11 protein-coding genes and 1 tRNA gene are annotated in these 19,868 nt (G+C 37.8%); 3 read left to right on the forward strand and 9 right to left on the reverse strand.

Annotation, left to right across the window (positions count from 1 at the left end):
• Positions 1-26 precede the first annotated feature (26 nt).
• The 9 genes from WC623_RS01095 to WC623_RS01135 all read right to left on the reverse strand — a co-directional run bounded on the left by WC623_RS01095 (position 27) and on the right by WC623_RS01135 (position 15,263).
• Positions 27-3,341: a SusC/RagA family TonB-linked outer membrane protein gene (locus WC623_RS01095; RefSeq protein WP_372847689.1), complete on the reverse strand. Its 3,315-nt coding sequence runs from the start codon at positions 3,339-3,341 to the stop codon at positions 27-29.
• 131 nt (positions 3,342-3,472) lie between these two features.
• The gene (locus tag WC623_RS01100; protein WP_372847690.1) at positions 3,473-4,432 is read right to left on the reverse strand and encodes a FecR family protein; all 960 of its coding nucleotides are present in this window, start codon (positions 4,430-4,432) and stop codon (positions 3,473-3,475) included.
• 101 nt (positions 4,433-4,533) lie between these two features.
• Positions 4,534-5,109, reverse strand: coding sequence for an RNA polymerase sigma factor (locus WC623_RS01105; protein ID WP_372847691.1), 576 nt, complete (start codon positions 5,107-5,109; stop codon positions 4,534-4,536).
• Positions 5,110-5,784: 675 nt separating this feature from the next.
• Positions 5,785-6,534, reverse strand: a complete 750-nt coding sequence (locus WC623_RS01110) for a glucosamine-6-phosphate deaminase (protein WP_372847692.1) — start codon at positions 6,532-6,534, stop codon at positions 5,785-5,787.
• Positions 6,535-6,572: 38 nt separating this feature from the next.
• Positions 6,573-8,015, reverse strand: coding sequence for a Gfo/Idh/MocA family protein (locus tag WC623_RS01115; RefSeq protein ID WP_372847693.1), 1,443 nt, complete (start codon positions 8,013-8,015; stop codon positions 6,573-6,575).
• Positions 8,016-8,024: 9 nt separating this feature from the next.
• Positions 8,025-10,070, reverse strand: a complete 2,046-nt coding sequence (locus WC623_RS01120) for an alpha/beta hydrolase family protein (RefSeq protein WP_372847694.1) — start codon at positions 10,068-10,070, stop codon at positions 8,025-8,027.
• Positions 10,071-10,081: 11 nt separating this feature from the next.
• Positions 10,082-11,641 carry a SusD/RagB family nutrient-binding outer membrane lipoprotein gene (locus tag WC623_RS01125; RefSeq protein WP_372847695.1) on the reverse strand — a complete coding sequence of 520 codons (1,560 nt, stop codon included), beginning with the start codon at positions 11,639-11,641 and terminating at the stop codon, positions 10,082-10,084.
• A gap of 11 nt (positions 11,642-11,652) precedes the next feature.
• Positions 11,653-14,760 (reverse strand): SusC/RagA family TonB-linked outer membrane protein, encoded by a 3,108-nt coding sequence (locus WC623_RS01130; RefSeq protein ID WP_372847696.1) that lies wholly within the window; start codon positions 14,758-14,760, stop codon positions 11,653-11,655.
• 430 nt (positions 14,761-15,190) lie between these two features.
• Positions 15,191-15,263: transfer RNA gene (locus WC623_RS01135), tRNA-Phe, on the reverse strand.
• A gap of 230 nt (positions 15,264-15,493) precedes the next feature.
• Here WC623_RS01135 and WC623_RS01140 point away from each other — a divergent pair.
• From WC623_RS01140 to hepC, 3 genes are all read left to right on the forward strand, one after another.
• Entirely contained in the window at positions 15,494-16,432 is a 939-nt protein-coding gene (locus WC623_RS01140; RefSeq protein ID WP_372847697.1) for an alpha/beta fold hydrolase, read from the forward strand.
• A 228-nt stretch (positions 16,433-16,660) separates the two neighbouring features.
• Entirely contained in the window at positions 16,661-17,857 is a 1,197-nt protein-coding gene (locus WC623_RS01145) for a glycoside hydrolase family 88 protein (RefSeq protein WP_372847698.1), read from the forward strand.
• 11 nt (positions 17,858-17,868) lie between these two features.
• Complete coding sequence (gene hepC / locus WC623_RS01150; RefSeq protein WP_372847699.1) at positions 17,869-19,842, forward strand: heparin-sulfate lyase HepC; 1,974 nt, start codon at positions 17,869-17,871, stop codon at positions 19,840-19,842.
• The last annotated feature ends 26 nt before the right edge of the window (positions 19,843-19,868 follow it).

Genomic DNA, 19,868 nt, shown 5'->3' on the forward strand with positions numbered 1-19,868 from the left:
GAGACGTTCATATTGATTCATAATCTTTAGAATTTAATTTCAGCACTAAATGTAAAAGTCCTGCTATTCGGATAGGCTCCATTATCTACACGACGCATGGTTGATCCACCACTCTCTGTAGAAACTTCAGGATCATATCCGTTATAATACTTCCACAGATATAAATTATTACCATTCGCACTTAAGGTCAGCGCTTTTAAAGCATTATTTGTTTTTTTAGCTAAATCAAATGTATAGCCAAGAGAAACATTTTTTAAGCGTAAAAATGTAGCACTATGCACAAATCTATCGTTCGGTATATCGTCTTTAGAGTCTGCTCTTGGATAATCAGATTGTGGATTACGTGACTCGTGCCAGGCGTTTACCATATACTTATATTGATTGCTTAAGTAGGTACCCGTTCCCATAAAGGTTTCGGTAACATTGTAAATTTTACCACCTAAAGAATAGTTTAAGAAAACATTCAGATTGAACTTATAAATTCTAAATGAATTTTGAACCCCGCCATATAAATAAGGGTCTGCCTGTCCTAAATAAACCAAATCAGCATTATCTAACACACCATCATTATTCTGATCAATATAACGCTGACGCCCTGGAGTATAAAAGTTAATCGCTGATGACGCGTACTTTTTATCGATCTTGTCCTGATCTATTTCTGCCTGGTTTTTCCAAACACCACCATACTGCATTCCCCATAATGCATTTAAAGGTCTATCTTTCACATAGCCATACATCATATATGTAGCTCCATAAGGATTGGCATAGGCAACAATTTTATCTAAACCACCGATATCATCAACCATTTGAGAATTATGCGCAAATGTTAATGTGGTATTCCAGGAGAAATTTTTCCGATTCATATTTCTAGAATCTATAGTTAGCTCCAAACCTTTATTTGATGTTTTACCAATATTTGCCAATCTACTAGGGTAGCCTGTATGCGTAGGTAATTGAACTGTTAACAATAAATCTGATGTTTTACTGAGGTAAGCATCAAAGGTTACATTGATTTTATTTTTAAACAACCCTAAATCAATCCCAGCATTATAACTGGTGGTTTTTTCCCAGGTCAGGCCTTCATTTGAAATACGCGTAGGGTAATAAGATACCGGGATTGCCCCACTAAATATATAACCAGATGACGATGAAGACAATCGGGATAATGATTGATAATTTGATATCGCATCATTACCTGAAATACCTGCACTCAGCCTTAACCCAAGCTCACTAATCCTTTCATTATCCTTTAGGAATTTTTCTTTCTTAATGTTCCACTTTAATGCTGCAGAAGGGAAATAACCCCATTTATGATCAGCAGCAAAATTGGAAGCCGCATCAGCACGGGCGGTTAATGTCAGATAGTATTTGCCGTTATAGCTATAGTTTACACGAGCCAGATTTGAAACTTTGCTTTTATCTTCATAACTGGAGCCTGCATTTAGCGTTTCTTTAGAAGGTATTGCACCTAAATCATTTGTCTCTATCTCATCAATAAAATATCCGTCGCCACTGGCAAATAAATTTGCCTGCCATAATTGCTGGAAGGTAAATCCATACAATACATCCAAACTATGTTTTTTGTTAAATGTTCGTGTATAGTTTACTGTATTTTCATTTAGGATATTATTATTCCTGAATCCAGATTTATAGGCATAAGCACCAGTACTTTTACTCGCTCTGGATGGTAATGTAGATGGATAAAAGTTATCATCAAATCGGTTATAATCATAAAACGAAACAGCTGACCTGACTTTTAGGTATTTTATTGGCTTTATTTCGACAAAGACATTAGTTGATAAGCTTTTCTTTAATTGATCTTTCCGTTGTAAAGAAGAGTTTGCCAATGGGGAATCAAATAAAGTACCACTATACCATTGTGTATTCCAATCATTAAAACTACCATCTTCTTTATATGCCGGCATGGTTGGGGATAAAAATATGGTCGATCTATACCATAGAGAGTTTGAACCGACATCAGCTTTATTCACATTCTGATTGATATAAGAATAGTTTAAACGAATACCTGCATTAATATATTTACTGAAAGTCCGATCGTAATTAAGCCTTGCCTGATAACGTTTCAAACCACTATTTATAATAATACCCTGGGTATTGTTATAATTCCCTGAAAAGTAAAATTTAGAGACTTTATCACCTCCGGATGCAGTAAAGGTATGATTTTGATAAGGAGCTGTTCTGGTAATTACATCAGTCCAGTTTGTGCCTTCACCTAAAGATAAAGGATTAGGATATGGATATTCTTCAAGTGGTTTCACTCTATTAGCTGTGCTCGAAAAGTAAAACCTGTCATTTTGTAATTGTGCAAATTCTGTAGCATTCATTAAATCCAGGAATCGTGGTAATTGAGATACCCCAATATCAGAACGGAATGAAAGATTTGATTTGCCGTTAGCACTACCAATTTTAGTCGTAATAATAATCACCCCATTACTTCCTCTTGAGCCATAAATAGCTGTTGAAGAAGCATCTTTTAAAACTTGAATAGATTCAATATCCGCAGGATTTAATTCATTTAAATCTCCAATACCGTCCATTACGCCATCAACTACGAATAAGGGTTCATTTGTGGCTGACACCGATCTTGTACCTCTAATACGGATTGATGTTCCAGCACCTGGTTCACCCGTTGTTGATACAATTTCTGCTCCTGCTACCCTTCCTTGCAGCATTTGATCTACACGTACAACTGGAACATCTTTGATATCATACATCTTCACCACAGATACAGAACCTGTCAGATCGCTTTTCTTAACACTACCGTAGCCAATAACAACAACTTCATTTAAGTTCCCTGCATCTTCACGCAATAAAATGTTTAATGGAGTAGATGCGCCAGCCTTGACCACAACATCAATAACTCTTTGTGTTTTATAGGATACAAAAGAAAACTCTACCACATACTTACCTGGCTTAATGTTTCCACTATAATTACCTTCATTATTAGTTGTTAAGAGCCTATTTAATTCTACAATTCTAATGTTAACACCTGGTATAGGCTGCGATTTATCGTCAGTTACCTTTCCAAATAACTTACCTGTTTCTTTCTTTAATAATCTTATAGAATTTTGTTCTTCTTTGAAATCGATATCAGAATTTGCCAACAATGAACTTAAAACTATCTGCAGTCTAGTATTTTTAAAATCATGGACTTTTTCTGTCTTCTTAGTTTTTAATCCTGGTAGATTACTGTCATATGCAAAATCTGTTTTTGACGTTTTTTGGATGCTAATAATAGCATCGTTAATTGTTATTCCACTATTAATCTTTATAGTTATTGGTTTATTTAAAACTTGAGCAATAGCGCTTATTGATATCAATTGCAAGGATGTCAATAAACATAATAGCGATAGAAAGTACTTAGCTCTCTTTAAAAGAAGCAATTTTAGATTCATATTTTTCTGAGTATAGTTTGACTTTTATAAGAATGAGGTTTCTTGTTATTTACTTGCTATTGTATAATTATTCCATTTTCATCCCTCCTATATTTATTGTCGTTGATAGCACATATTAACTTCAAGATTTGTTCATCTGTCTTACCCGACCTAAGTGTTATATTGTATCTGTATTTGTCTTTATTTGGATTAATACATTTAATCTTTAAGCCGTAAACATTCAGTACTGCCTGGGCCAGTTCTTCAAAATCGGCATCTTTCAACACTACATTTCCATTTCTCCAATCACCTGATTCATTCTCAGAGACAGTAGAAAGTTTATAGTTCCCATCATTTTTATTAAATGAAAGTTGTTGATTGGCCATAAGTTCTTTCAAAACTTCTTTACCATTACTAACACGAACTTTTCCTGTAGCTACTTTTACTTTTATATCCCGGTTCTTTTTGTAAGAGTTAATATTAAATGAAGTTCCCAGAACCCGTACTTTTAATCCTGAAGCAGTTATAATAAAAGGCCTGGAGGTATCTCTTTTTACATTAAAAAAGGCTTCTCCCTCTACTATAACAAAGTCTCTTTTGTCTTTGGCAAAAACTGCCGGCACCCTGATCTTTGAATTGGCATTCAATGTGATTACTGAGCTATCCTGAAGTATAATTTTTTTGATTTGTTTAGCCGTTGTAGAATAAGTATAGAATGAAGTATTAATATTTTTACCTGGCGCCTGCATTACATATTGCTTTGCAAAAATGCCAGCAAATGCAACTACAAAAATGCTTGCAGCGATTTTCAACCAGCTGTAACTATTCCCTTTTTTATGATTATTTACCTGCGCGGTTATACTGGCATACATCTCCCGCTGTAGCATTTTTTCATTCTGAGGATTCTCTAAACCAGGAACATCCTTTTCGGATTCTCCAAAATCATCATACCATGCTTGTAAAAGACCTTCGTCTTGTTTGTTGAGTTTACCTTTTAAGTAATCTGAAAAAAGTTTTTTCGCTCTCTTTCTTTTCATAAATAGAGTTCTAATAGAAGTCCTTATAATAGAAGTAGAACTTAGAAGAGAATCTTCCCGAGAAAAAGAAAACTATTATTTACAAACCGAAATGATTAGGATTAAACATTGATTAGAACAGATACAATTAAGAAAACTGTCACGTAATCATTTGGGAAATCTTCTGCGATTGCTTTTTTAAGCCTGTTTAATCCCATAGAAATATTGTTTCTCACTGTTTTTTCTGAAAGGCCTGTTTTTTCAGAAATTTCATCTATTCCATAATCCTTAATTCTCAGATCGAAAACAGTATGCATTGAGGCGGGCATTTTATTGATTTCTCTTTTTACAGAATTCAATAAATCATTTGTTTCTAAAGAATGATTCAAGATTGTTTCTTGCAAACTCAATTGATAGATGATTTGATCAAAAGCTCTTGTATTAATTAGGTGTTTACGATAATAGGCTATGATCTGATATTGGAGTGCTTTACGTAAATAAGCTTCAATACTTGTTTTAAGTATTAGCTCATCACGCTTTTGCAAATAGTAAATAAAAACGTCTTGCACCAAATCTTTAGCAAGCTCTTTATCTTTAACTCGATTATAGGCAATAACATATAATTTTTTCCAATAAGAATTGAATAGCTCTTCAAACTTATCATCTAATTTTTCAGAATCCTGTTTAATACTCAACATCTTATTAAATCCCTTATTATTATGATTACCTGGTCAAAAGATATTTAATAGATTTCAATTGAAATTAAAATAGATGTTCAACAATAGTTTTAGCTTCAATTTCACAATCAAAACATTATTATTTATTACAAAACGCTTCACATCTCATCTTTTTGCCAAAAGAACTAAAACAATATTAAACTTAAGTTAGCTAACTTTTAAGTTTAAAAAAAAATAAATTTTATGATTTTTTAAAAAAATGATTGAGATGGACTATGTGGGCGAATTACAACAATGAAAATTTAATAGGTCACCTATAATTCCATTGTGTTCCCAATATTATGAACTTGACGCAAGTTGAAGGATTGGATCTTTTATTTAGGATCCTTCCAGGAATTTAATCAAAAGCTCGATGCGATTTTCGCGTACACATCTTGACTTTGAACATCTCCTTTCTTGCAGATTCCCATGATACTGATTCTCTGGACTACTCCTTCTTTAGTTCCCAATACAGTGATATAAGTTCTACCGGCAGCAATGGTCTAAAACCAAATCATCATACTTCCTAAAGCCCTTAGACTTTAAGAAGTATGATGGTACTAACATTACAAAATAGGAGATCAGTATTGCATTTACCTAGAATACGAATCCATATATGAAACAGCTACTCTATAATAACGATTGAAATAAGGGTAACTATTTAACGGTTTCGGGTGATAATAATGATGCAGATTCCTCATCCAGATACAAACTGCAGTTTGGATGATTTTGAAGAATACTTGCCGGATATTGATTATTTACCGGTTGCTCCAGACTGTCCTTTACTCCCTGTGCTTTGCGACGGTCGGGCACAGAGCAGATTATATGTGTAGATTTACAAATCTGTTTTACAGACATGCTGATAGCCTGACGCGGAACATCCTCAACACTAGCAAACCATCCTTCGGAGAATTGCTGTTTGCGACATGGCTCATCCAGGTTCACAACTAAATAAGGTTCTTCCGTATCAAAATCTGCAGGTGGATCATTAAATGCCAAATGACCATTTTCGCCTATCCCAACCAGCGCCACATCAATCGGATGTTCGGTAATCAATCCGGCCAGTCTTACACATTCCTCAACAGGATCAACCTCACCATTTATCAAAACCGTAGAATTAAGGGGGTTAACTTTTTCTAAAAAACGTTCTTTAAGATATTTCCTGAAACTTGCAGGGTGTGATACTGGTAAACCTATATATTCATCAAGGTGAAACATATTTACTTTGCTCCAGTCGATCTCTTTTTCTTCAATCAGTTGACGGATAGTTTCAAATTGGCTTGTTCCTGTTGCCAAAATGATATTAGCAAATCCCTTTTCTTCAATTACATTCCTAATAAGCTCAGCAGCTGCCTTTCCGGCTACAGTGCCCAGTTCACTGGGATTTTTTGATTGGATAATGTTCATTTTGTTAAATTGTATTTTGGGGTTAATAATATGCTTTACTACTTTGCTTTTCGTACACCTGTTGTACCTCCAACTTTCAATTCAAGATCTAAAGGTTTGTTAAACTTCCAGGCACCACCGGTAAAATCAGGGATATCGATTGAGCCCGATCTGTTGGCTACAGACCATTCACTTAATGGGCCTATAGCACTCCATGCTGCTGCATCATAAACGTCCATATCCATTGGCAGGCCATTTCTCAAACAGTCTATTAAACGCCAGTCCATTAAGAAATCCATCCCGCCATGTCCTCCGATTTCCTTCGCCATTGCACCTACTTTTTTAGTGATAGCGGGAGTATATTGCGCTTCCAGTTTTTTAAACGTGGAATTGTCCAGCCAGCCTTCATGACTGGTTGCTATTTTTGGTTCCAGCGGATATTTCTGCGCTATGCCTTTTGTTCCGCTAACCAGGTGTATTCTGGAATAAGGTCTAGGAGAAGTTACATCATGCTGCAACATGATGGTCTTTCCTTTCTGTGTGCGTATGGTAGTTGTATTCATATTTCCACGGAAAGGTTTACCTACGTATTGTTTAAAGGACTCATCTTCAGCAGCCCTCTTCTCTGCCAGTTGTTCCATCATAAAATCATTAGAAGAAACAGATACCAGGAAGTCCAGGCGGTCGCCACGGTTAATATCGAGCACCTGACATACCGGACCCAGTCCGTGTGTAGGATAAAGATTTCCATTTCTTTTTGCATTCTCCTTTAACCTCCAAAGATCATATCGCTTATCTTTTGAAAAGAGTCCTTCCAGAATATCATGGATGTATGCTCCTTCACAATGCACAATCTCTCCAAAAAATCCCTGTCTGGCCATGTTTAGTGTTAACAACTCAAAGAAATCATAACAGCAGTTTTCCAGCATTACACAATGCTTTTTGGTTTTCTCCGACATCTCCACCAGACGCCAGCAATCTTCAACGGAAGTGGCCGCAGGAATTTCAACAGCTACATGTTTTCCATGTTCCATGGCGTACAATGCTATAGGGGTATGTAAATCCCATTGTGTAGCAATGTAGATCAGGTCAATGTCTTCCCGTTCACACAATTTCTTCCAGCTTTCCGCATTTTCTGTATAAAATACCGGATCATGACCCATGGTTTTGATTCTAGCTTTAGTTTCTGCAGCGCGCTGGGGCCTGACATCACACAGACCGCTAATTTTTACGCCATCTATATAACTTACGCGCTCAACTGCAGCCGAACCCCTGTTTCCTAAACCGACAAAGCCAATACGTACGGTATCAATTTTAGGTGCAGCAAAACCACACATATTAAACTGCTGCGCACGGGTTCTGCCTGCTGCTTTGCGAATGTGATCAAGTTCGCCATTACCTTCCGTTTTCATCACACTACAAGCTGTCAAGGCTGATGCACCAACAGTTCCAAGGCCAAAGATGCCCGTATACTTTAAAAAACTTCTGCGGTTACTCTTCATAGTTCTGATTTAATAGGTTTTACTTTCTGTAAATCTTACAAGTTTCTTGTTTTGTGTATATTTTTTTAAAGCCTCAAATTCGGCCGTAATTCTTGTTTTTTGTTTAGTATCCATCTGTTTTCCCGACATACTTCTCGTATCCTTAAATACAATAGTAGCTGTAGAAAGAGCGGTAGCCAGCGACACATCACCCCATTTTAAAATCCCTGGAATGTGAATGGCCATATTGTAAAAGTCAATTCCTTTCCGTTCATCGAACCTGTAACTATAAGGGGTATTGATCAGTGTTGCCTGCTGTACCTCGTTAAACACGGTATAGAGTAAGGAAGCTATTCCCGTTTCCTTGTATCCCTGAATATTGAGGATGCACTTTTTATCACGCTGTTTTAGCCATTCTCCTACCAATTGCAAGTCGCTTACCCAATTACCTATAACCGTATTCCCAAACCACTGTGCTGATCTTGAAAGGGTATGAAAGGGAGGTAATGCACCATCTATTTTGACAGCAGTTTCGGAACGTTGTTCACCTGTGCCCCATACATCGACCAGCAAAACACCATGTCCTTTTTTTATTAAATCCGTTATATCTGAAAGTGGAATGCTGTCCTTTCCACCACTATGACTCAATAAAGTATAGCTGTTTCCTTTTTCCGGAGCCTTAAAAAGAAAAGGGATAAAACTACCAGTTGTAGTTTCCAACACAAATTTCTGCCATCCCTCCTCACGCTCATAAGATTTTACATCTTTAATTTTTGCGGATAAGTTTATTCCAAGAATATGCGCTAGTGCTGTTGTTTTGGTTTTCAAATTCGGCTTATGGTCTTTCATCATTTGCTGATGCAAGTTCTCCCCCTGTTGTTGGCAGAACCCCGCAGTAGTCACAATTTCTACAGGTCTTTCACCTTCCTTAAAAGTAGCCAGTTCTGCCGTAGGCAATGGCTTTACCGCTGGTGCTTTTAGCTCATTTCCATCACCCTTTCCTTTTAACTGAAGATTAAACCAACCCAACATCGCATCCCTCATCTCCGGCCAGTAGCCGTGTCCGGTGTCAAAAATCTGGTAAGCAATTTTATCTTTAGCCTGATAAAATTCAAATACAGGAACTGCAGCGTTATAACTTTTCAGCATTTCTGAAGAGAAGAACGATTTATTGGTATCATTCTTTGCACTAAAAATCTTCAATGCCCTGGGTGCAATCATACCTAATACAGCATCTTCTTCAGTAAAAGTTAATGCTTGTGGCAACAATTCACAAACGCAATTGCTATTCATGATGTACGATTGAAATGTCCCGACACTAACTACCGGAATAGCGGCTTTAATCCTTTCATCGAGGGCAGCAAGCCACATGGTTTGGTTCCCGCCACCACTAGCCCCTGTTGCACCAATTTGATTTTTGTCTACATAGCTCAAAGAAGAAAGCAGATCTACTGCCCTGATGTTATCTGTGAGCTGCATACCTAATAAGGATTCGCCGGCATTCATTAATGATGCGCCCAGATTAGCCCCATGATATTCCTGTTTGCCATCTTCCGTACATCTTTCCCCCGTACCCCAGGCATCAATTACTAAAGCTACATAGCCTGAACTGGCCAGCACCTGGGCAACAGATTGAAAAATTTCCGATCTGCGTGCATCAGGCCAATGCCCATGTGTAATTACAACTGCTGGAAAAGATCCCTCTCCTTTTGGCACATATAAACTTGCAGTAGCATAAACCTCTGGCCTGGTTTGGAACAGGATGTTTTTAATACTAAAACCATCCATTTTGACCTCCCCCGTTTCCTGCATTTTTAAAGGCAGCGTATGATTAATATATACACCTACCTTTTTCTCAATTTTAAGTTTAAGGTGTTGTTTGTACTGTACCCATTCAGATTTTGAAGAGGGTAGCTGCAATGATGCCATCGACGACGCTGCTCTCTTCTTTAAATTTAAATCGACCAGATCATCCTGCTGCCCCAAAAAAATCTTAGGCAAAGCCTGTCCTTTTACACCCAGATCAGCAGTAATCAATACACCAACAATCATAAATCTTAAAATCAGCTTATTCATCTATTACATTTTTAATCTACATCCCACCATACTCGTGTTGCCGCATTGTCCGGGCCACCAAGTAGTTTTCTACCTCCTGCTAAGCCTTCAGCATTCGTCGAGGCCTCGACAGATGAATATGGTAATCTCTTAATAAAGGTACCAATTGGCAAGTCGGCATTGTCAGACTGTAATAGTGGGTACATCACCGGATAACCCGTTCTACGGAACTCCGACCAACCTTCAATGCCATCAGGAAAGACAGCCAGCCATTTTTGTGTACCGATCTGTGCACGTTGAACAGCTTCTGTTGTACTCCATTTGATGGGGGTTGTAGCTACCGCTGTAGAATTGGCAACATCACCTGGCGCAACCGGAACGGCCGCAGAACTGATATAGTTCTGAATAACCGCCAAGTCGGTAACTCCCCATTGCTGCAAACTTAGTTCAATTCCTTTTTCATAATATTCCTTTGCTGTTCCGCCCCCCATATTCCATCCGTTCAGCACACCTTCAGCTCTTAAAAAATAAGCTTCGGCAGCAGCCATAACTTCTTGTCTTGCTGCTAGATTTGGCGTCCACGCTGTCTTGTTACTATTGATCAATACCCATTTCGGCCCCAAATTAGAGGTTTCTGCGGGTCTGTTTCCAGGCAAATTGATAGCCGTAGCTGATGAGCCATTTCTTAATCCTTTAAATTGGCCACTGTTAATCGCAGGTTGAAAATAAATACCCAGGCGGGGGTCTGCGTAACCTTTTAAATAAGAAGCCATCGTTGAACTCATGCTGAATTCATTATTTGCTGCATTGGATGCCAAACCATTGGCATCATCTCCATTTAGAGATCTTTCAATACTGGCAGTTTGCGCGTTAGTGGTCATCACCCCTGCCAAAACCGCAGCTTCAGCTTCTCTTTTCGCTTTATCAGGACTAATCTTCGAGATCCTTAAAGCCATTCTTAAACGTAAAGTATTGGCAAAACTCACCCATTTACTGATATCCCCACTATAAATTAAATCCTGTGAACCAAAAACATTTCCTCTGGCACTAGCTTTAAGATTTACAACGGCCGAATCCAGACGTTTAAAAAGATCGTCATAAATTACTTCCTGGCTATCATAAGCAATTACCGGACTTGTTCTGCCTGCACCAAAATAGGGTACAGGACCAAACTGATCGGTAAACCGGGTAAAAGCATAAGCTTTAATAATATTCGCCAATGCGTACTCTTCCGAAGCGGGGGCAGCATTGTTAAAAATAGCTTGCAATTGCGGCATTGTCAGCACATAAGTAATAATAGCAGGCCGGGATAACCATCCGTCATTTAATGCATATCTATCCGTTGTAAAACTGGTAGTCGTTAATGCATAATATTGCGAATATAGATCAGGCATCAGAATAGAGATGGTCTGTGTATATGGTCTGTGTATGGTAGCTGCCGACTGGGCACGGGAAAACATAAACCCAAATTCTCTCGGTCCCACTTCTGTTATTTTCGATGGATTTGTATTGATTTCTTCGAAATCTTTGGTGCAGCTGGTAATGCTGATCAGCAGCACAAAAATGAAGTAATATATTCTTGACGTTTTCATATGTATATATTTTAAAACGAGACACTTAAATTTAAACCAAAACTACGTGTGGAAGGGAGTATTCCACTCTCTATTCCCTGGTAATTGCTGGTACCGATTGCCGCTTCCGGATCAACAGGAAGTGTGCGTTTTTCCATACCTGGTATGTTCATTAATGATTTTCCACGGTATAAAAAGAAAAGATTTCTTCCGGTTGCCGAGATCCTTGCACTTCTGATTTTGCTGTTCTTGATGTCAAATTTGTAACCGATAGACAATTCTCTTAATCTAAAGTTTGTAGCATCATAAGCGAAAAATTCTGCATTGGCATTTGTTCCTTGAGATACCCCCATCCAGAAAGTCTCTGCGTTGATAGCTTTTGTATTCTCGCTGCCATCCGCTAAAACACCTGGGAGCACCAGTCCGCCTTCTCTAAATGCAGTCGTGTAACCAGCAATCCCCAATTGCCCCATCAAAGCATCCGTACCTGAAATCACAGTTCCTCCTACCCTTCCATCTATCAGGAAAGACAAATCAAAATTTTTGTACTCAAACTGGTTGGTCATGCCCAATGTGTAATCAGGGTTAAAATTGCCAATCTTTTGCAATGCCTGAATTACTGGTAAGCCATTACTATTGATCTTATATCTTCCATTTTCATTTTTCTCCCATATCTGTCCAAAAAGATCACCATATGCACCTCCTGGTTTTACAAGTAAACTGGCAAAGGTAGTAGCTGTTGTAATACTCGCTGATGGAACACCAGGTAATAGTGATAACATCTCATTCCTGTTTAGTGCAAAATTAAAGCTGCTGTTCCATCTAAATGTTTCATTTTTAACTGGAACACCTTTAATCATTAACTCAATTCCTTTATTTTCTACATTTCCGGCATTTACATATTGGTTATTAAAACCTGAGGGCTGTGGAAGTCCGATTGAGATCAGTTGGTTAATGGTATTGGTTTTATACAACGTAGCATCCAAAGTTAACCTATCCTTTAAAAAACGTAATTCAGCACCTAATTCCCATGCTTTGGTTTGTTCAGGTTTCAGGTCATTAATATATCTGGTCTGATCACGGGCAATAAAGCCACCTCCCGCCCCTGGGCTATAGGTGTAAGTCTGTTGTAACAAATAAGGATCAGCATCGTTACCCACCTGCGTATAGGCCCCTCGAATTTTAGCAAAGTTTATCCATTCCGGAAGTGTAAACAACTCAGATAGTATTCCTGATAAGCCCACTGATGGATAAAAATAACTATGTGGAGAAGGAAGTGTTGACGACCAGTCATTTCTGGCACTTGCATCTAAAAATAACATCTGCTTATAATTCAGTTCTGCATTTCCATAAACAGACTGGATTTCCTTTTTTGCAACAATATTGGTGAATGCCGGCGTAGTTGCAAAATTCAGGTTAAACACATTCGGGATACGTAATCCATTAGCTAATGACTGGGTGTTATAACCGCTATTGTTTAAGAGTGACCCACCAACATTATAGCTGATCCCAAAGTCTTCTCCAATTTTGTTATTTCCAGAGAGTAACACATCAATATTTCTTTCCCATCGGTTAACCTGATTTTCCTGATATCTGCCCCCAGGTAAGGTATTAATAGGTAATGTACCTGCATAAAATGATCCAGCTATCTTATCATCATATCGATCCAGACTATATCTTCCTTGAATAGATAGCCAATCTTTAATCTGATATTTTGCGGTACCCACCAGCATAACTCTATTTCTTTCTTCGTTTAGAGCCGTCCTGTTTACATCCCAGTATGGATTTTGGAAGGACCCACTGTTTGTCCAATACACCGGTTGAGGTTGCTTTGTATCCGGGTTAATGGTTTCAAAGTTTTTTAACGCATCGGAACTCATATCCCTTGGCATAATTAAAACTTCGTTAGTTACACCATTATCTCCCAAACGTGGTTTGTTTCGTATTTTTTGATTTACATAAGTAACTTTTAAGTCTGTGGTTAATTTAGGTAGGACTTCAGCATTTAAACGCATATTAAGCGTATTGCGGTCTAGTTTATTATTCGGTACAATACCGCCGATGGCATTATTACTATAAGAAGCATAACCTTGAATTTTATCTGTTCCTCCCGAGATATTTACAGAGTTATTTACCGTTGTTCCCGTATTATAGAAGTCTCGTACATTGTTTTTATAGGTAGTTGCCGCTGCACCCCAGCTTCCCGCTGAGGATGTTCCTTTAACCCCACCATTTCCCTGTCCATAAGTATTCTGGAAATCCATCAACATCAGTGCTTTATCCATAGCAATTCCACCATTATAATTGATAGACACTGATCCGCTTTTTCCTTTTTTAGTGGTAATGATCAAGGCTCCGTTTGCGGCTCTGCTACCATATAACGCAGCAGCGGCAGGCCCCTTTAAAACTGTGATAGACTCTACATCCTCCGGATTAATGCTAGCTGCACCATCACTACCCGAATAACCACTGGCTGTACTTTTTTGCTGCGTTGCAGGTGTATTGGCTGATCCACCACCACCCTGTTCTGTAGTCATTGTATTATCAATAGGTACACCATCAACAACAATTAATGCATTATTATTACCACTAATTGACCTGTTGCCACGCAATACTACTCTTGCTGCCCCCCCCGGTCCGGTAGCAGCAGGTGTAACCACCGCACCCGCAATCTTACCAGTCAAACTATTCATCACATTCCCTGATGGTTCCTTAACATTGGTCAGATCTGAATTATTGAGTTGTTGGGTAGCGTAAGTAAGAGACTTGGTTTTACGTGTAATACCTAATGCAGTAACTACAACTTCTTTCAAATCTGCTGCAGACTCATTCAGGATCACATCTATTCTATTTCCAGATCCTACGGTAATCTCTTGGCTTTCATAGCCGATAAAAGAAAAAACGAGAATTTCTCCTCCTTTTACCTGTAATGAGTAAATTCCTTCAGTATTAGTTGAGGCGCCATTGGCAGTTCCTTTTACTTTTACACTAACACCTGGTAATGTTATTTTTGTAGCTGCGTCCGTCACCTTTCCTGTGACTGTCCTGTTCTCCTGTGCATTGGTCATGCCTGGGAGAAAGGAAACAAAGGCTACCATCAGTAAGAGCAACTGCGATAGTTTATTGATTGTTTTCTTCATGATTTTTGGTTAATTAAGTTCAGTTGTTGATGAAGTACCTCATAACAAATCACTCATAAACTAACCGAATAAACAAGCTTGCAGCTATAAAAATCAATGAGAACGTTATCGAAAACAGTTGCAAAAAATCACAAAACTAAATAAACATTTATATAAACCTCCCTTAATTAATCAAACAAAGCATTTTGAATAAATATTTTCAACTATTAAATGTTAAATCGACAATTATTACTATATTCAATACTGATTTACAAGGAAATCAAACCAGATATACTAAACTAAATTTCGTGACAACCAGCTCTGTATCTCAAAAGATACTGATGCTTTTTCAAAAACTGATCAGGATCAAGAAGTAATAGAATTTAGCCAGACCTTAAGTTTAAAACGCAGAAAAGGCCTTTATTCAAAAAATAAAGGCCTTTTCTAAGTGTGGTATGGGCCGGGATCGAACCGGCGACACATGGATTTTCAGTCCATTGCTCTACCGACTGAGCTACCGTACCATCTTATTTAAACATGTTTCTTAATCATGTTCCCCTCGGTTGGGAATGCAAATGTAATATCTTTTTTGATTACTCTGACATGTTAAATTACGATTTATTCTTTAACCGCTCGCTATCACAGCATTAACTTTTCATTACTTGTCGCTTTTAGCCCTATAATTGTCGCATACATACTGCACCTGTCATATTATTCTTATCCAAATTTGTAAAGAAACAAAACTACCTTACATATGAAGAAGCTAATTCTAATCAATCTATCTATTGCTCTTTTAATTCTATTAGGTGCATCTTGTCAACCTGGTCATAAAGAAAGTCAAAACATCTCGAGCATTTCAAAAGATACAACTAAAAGCCAGAGCATAAAGCCCGTTGAAAAAGGCTATGCAGAAGTAAACGGACTAAAAATGTACTACGAAGTATATGGTAGCGGGAAGCCCATTGTGCTTTTACATGGTTCTTTTATGAGCATCCCTTTAAACTGGGCACAAATGTTACCGTTACTGGCAAAAGACAGGAAAGTAATAGTGGCAGAAATGCAAGGCCATGGCCGCACAAAGGATACTTCCCGAGAATTTAGCTACGAAAACATGGCTGATGATATCTCCGGCCTGCTTAAGCACCTCAAAACAGATAGCGCAGACATATTGGGATACAGCATGGGTGCTGGAGTAGCCTTCCAGGTAGCTATTCGTCACCCAGAACAAACGAGGAGGCTCATAGTATTATCTGGCACCTATGCACATGATGGATGGTGGCCGGATGTAGAGGCTAGTTTTTCATCTATCACAGCAGATATGTTTAAAGGTTCAGCAATACAAAAACAGTACGATAGTCTTGGTAACGACCCAGTCCATTTCCCCGCGTTTGTTAAAAAGGTAATCAGCATAGACCTAAAACCATATGATTGGTTTAAAGATGCAAAAAACATTAAAGCACCTATATTTATGGCCATTGGTGATGCCGACGGGGTAAAGTATGAACATGCTTTAGCATTGTTCAGAGCCAAAGGTGGAGGCAAAATGGGCGATATACATGGCCTATCTCGATCGCGACTGGCTATTTTACCAAGTACAACACATATAGGCATGATGCAACGAATGGATTGGCTTGTACCAATGATTAATGATTTTCTGGACTCGGACCTCAAAGCCTCTCCTCCAACATTTTAAGTATCAATAAGACCATCAATGTTTTGTCGGCTTGTAAATACAGACTTTCAATTGTATCATTTAAAACTATTTAGCTCCTAAGGTGCTAAAACGTCACAAAGCTGTGGCGTTGCTTAAATTCAACAAATTCAAAACCATTCTGGTAAAAATCAAAACTCAGTGGAGATAGTAAACATTAATTTCACCTTTCGTTAACAAACTGAGAATATTTTAACCGGAATAATAAACGTGAAAAAGACTTTAAGCATTTTACTAGTGGCAGTGGCTATTGCATTTAATGGACATGCATCTATTCAAACGGACAAAACACCTGCGCCATGGCTAAAAAAAGCAACTGATGTGATCAATTATCAGTTGAAACAAGCCAGTAATAAATACAGCCCTGGACAAAACCCTCGTTCCACAAACCCAGATGGATCAGTGAGATTAGCCAACTACAAAGATTGGACTACCGGTTTCTTTCCAGGATCACTTTGGTATGGCTATGAACTCACTGGTGATAAAGATCTGGCGAGCCAGGCAAAACGTTTTACACTTGCTTTAGATTCTGTAAGATATATTAAAGATACGCATGATGTTGGTTTTATGTTGTATTGCTCATACGGCAATGCATATAGAATTACGGGTGACAAAACCTATTTACCAGCCCTTGCAGATGGCGCACAGAACCTTTATAATCGTTTTAACCCTAAAGTTGGCGCTATCCGTTCATGGGATTTTTCATGGTGGCATTTCCCTGTTATTATTGATAATATGATGAACCTGGAATATCTGTATTGGGCATCAGGTCAATTTAAAAAACCTGCTTATGCTGATGCAGCAAATACCCATGCATTAACTACTATTAAAAATCACTTTAGAAAGGACTACAGTTCTTATCACGTTATAGATTATGATGCTAAAACTGGAAATGTTATTGCTAAAAGGACACATCAAGGCGTAACGGACGAATCAGCATGGGCACGCGGTCAGGCCTGGGCCCTTTACGGATATGCGATGTGTAATGAGAATGCTAAAAATGCAACATTTTTAGCTCAGGCAGAAAACATAGCAAAATTCATTATGAACCACCCAAGAATGCCGAAAGATAAAGTACCTGTATGGGATTTTGATGTTCACAATGCATTAGATGTTGAGGAAAAAGCTCCTAGAGATGCTTCGGCAGCTGCAGTCATTGCTTCGGCACTCCTTAACCTGAGCACACAAGTGAAAGATGGCCAGAAGTATTTCAAATACGCAGAAGATATCTTGAAATCTTTATCATCTGATGCCTATTTAGCAAAACCAGGCGAAAACAACTTCTTTATTCTAAAGCACAGTGTGGGTGCATTTCTATATAACTCTGAAATAGATACACCTCTGGACTATGCCGACTATTATTATCTTGAAGCCTTAAAAAGATATGCTGCAATAACAAAACTCTAACATACCCTTCTATGATTTTATTAAAAAGAATATTTATTGGTGCAGCTATTTCGACATTAGCGTTTACATCCTATGCACAGGAGCAACAGCTAAATAAAGAAAGTTTTGCTAACATCAATTTAGATCAGCCAGGGTTAGAGAATGTCAAAAAAGCAGTATCTGCTACAAAATACGAAGCAGCAGCCTCTTCATTGTTACAATATTACCGTGCACGAACTACAGTTCGCCATCTTAATTTTAATAGCGATGACTTCATAAAATTCAAAGGCAAAAAAGTAAATGCTGAAACAAAACAATTGGCAGATAATATATTGCTTCACAAATTTAAACCGCACAAAGGCTATCCAACTTACGATTATGGTAAAGATATTGACTGGCAATATCGTCCGGTGAAAGATCAACTACTTACTACTTTTTTGCATAGAACTGCATTTTGGGAAAACTTAGGCATTGTTTATAGAAGTACTGGTGATGAAGCCTATGCTAAAGAGTGGGTTTTTCAGGTTAGAGACTGGATCAGAAAAAACAAACAAGGTGCTTATTCCGATGATAAAGAATATGCCTGGAAAGCATTTGTTGTTTCATTCAGACTGAATCATTGGAGTGGCCTTTTTAATCTATTTTTACAGTCGCCAAATGTTACTCCGTCTTTCTTAATGGAGTTTCTTAATTCGTACAACGAACAGGCGAATTATGTGATGGCAAACTATACAGATATAGGTAACCATCGTTTATATGAAGCACTACATTTAATGTATGCAGGAAGTAACTTTCCAGAATTGAAAGGTGCAACATCTTGGCGAAAAAGTGGAATTGAGGTATTGAATACAGAAATTGAAAAGCAAGTATTACCAGACGGCATGCAATTTGAACTTTCGCCTGGATATCATATTGGAACCATTAAAATCTTCTTAGATGCCTTGCGCATTGCCCAATTAGCCGGTATAGCGGGAGAATTTCCAAAGACATATAGCAATCATGTAGAAAAAATGGTATTGGCTGTTGGTAAATATTCGTTCCCAGATTATCAATTCCCTTTGTTTGGAAATGCTTTTATTACTAATAAAGCACAAATGTTAAAGAGCTATAAAGACTGGGTAGCAGTATTTCCTGAAAATAAGGTAATTGAGTATTATGCTACAGACGGTGCTCGTGGTCATAAACCAGATTACCTTTCAAGTGCTTTGCCAAATGCAGGATTTTATACATTTAGAAATGGATGGGATACAAATTCGACCGTAATGCAAATTAAAGCAGGTCCACCAGCTGGATTCCACTCTCAGCCTGACAATGGTAATTTTGTATTATGGATAAAGGGACGCACTTTCACTCCTGATGCAGGGAGTTTTGTATATGCAAACGTTGGCGGCCAGGAAAATTCAAAACGTGATTGGTACCGTAGTACTAAAGCGCATCAAACACTTACGCTGAACAACAATAACATTGAGAATAATGCTCGGCTAATAAAGTGGGAAACAAGTGATAATCTTGATATCCTAAGTTATATTAATCCGAGTTATGTCAACCTTCAACACCAACGTACATTTCTTTTTATAGATAAAAGCTATTTTATTATCATAGACCGCGCAATTGGCGATGGAACAGGTAAACTTGATATCCGTTTTAATTTAAAAGAAGATAATAAACCTGTTTTCGATCGCGCTAATAACCTTATTTATACTACTTACAATGACAATAATAACTTGTTAATACAATCATTTAATAAGTCAGCAGAATTAAAGGAAGAGGAAAGTTTTGTATCCTATGAATATCAAAAGGAGACATCACGTCCGGCATTTGCATTTGAACAACAGAAAGAAGATAGAGACCCTAAGTCGTTTATTAGCATTATCTACCCATATTCTAGTAACAAAGCCCCTACAATTAGTTTAAAGGAAAACTCTGGTAACGATTATGCAACCGGCAAATTGAATATCACCCTTACAATTGATGGAAAAACAAAAAAAATCATACAACAATTATAATTGAACAAGTCTTTAGCGCTTTAAAG

The sequence above is a fragment of the Pedobacter sp. genome, assembly GCF_041645105.1.
Taxonomy (GTDB): domain Bacteria; phylum Bacteroidota; class Bacteroidia; order Sphingobacteriales; family Sphingobacteriaceae; genus Pedobacter.

Coding starts and splice junctions, on each gene's coding strand:
- WC623_RS01110 (WP_372847692.1), bottom strand. CDS start 6,534: ATGAACATTATCCAATCAAAAAATCCCAGTGAACTGGGCACTGTAGCC.
- WC623_RS01140 (WP_372847697.1), top strand. CDS start 15,494: ATGAAGAAGCTAATTCTAATCAATCTATCTATTGCTCTTTTAATTCTA.
- WC623_RS01130 (WP_372847696.1), bottom strand. CDS start 14,760: ATGAAGAAAACAATCAATAAACTATCGCAGTTGCTCTTACTGATGGTA.
- WC623_RS01125 (WP_372847695.1), bottom strand. CDS start 11,641: ATGAAAACGTCAAGAATATATTACTTCATTTTTGTGCTGCTGATCAGC.
- WC623_RS01105 (WP_372847691.1), bottom strand. CDS start 5,109: ATGTTGAGTATTAAACAGGATTCTGAAAAATTAGATGATAAGTTTGAA.
- WC623_RS01120 (WP_372847694.1), bottom strand. CDS start 10,070: ATGAATAAGCTGATTTTAAGATTTATGATTGTTGGTGTATTGATTACT.
- hepC (WP_372847699.1), top strand. CDS start 17,869: ATGATTTTATTAAAAAGAATATTTATTGGTGCAGCTATTTCGACATTA.
- WC623_RS01115 (WP_372847693.1), bottom strand. CDS start 8,015: ATGAAGAGTAACCGCAGAAGTTTTTTAAAGTATACGGGCATCTTTGGC.
- WC623_RS01100 (WP_372847690.1), bottom strand. CDS start 4,432: ATGAAAAGAAAGAGAGCGAAAAAACTTTTTTCAGATTACTTAAAAGGT.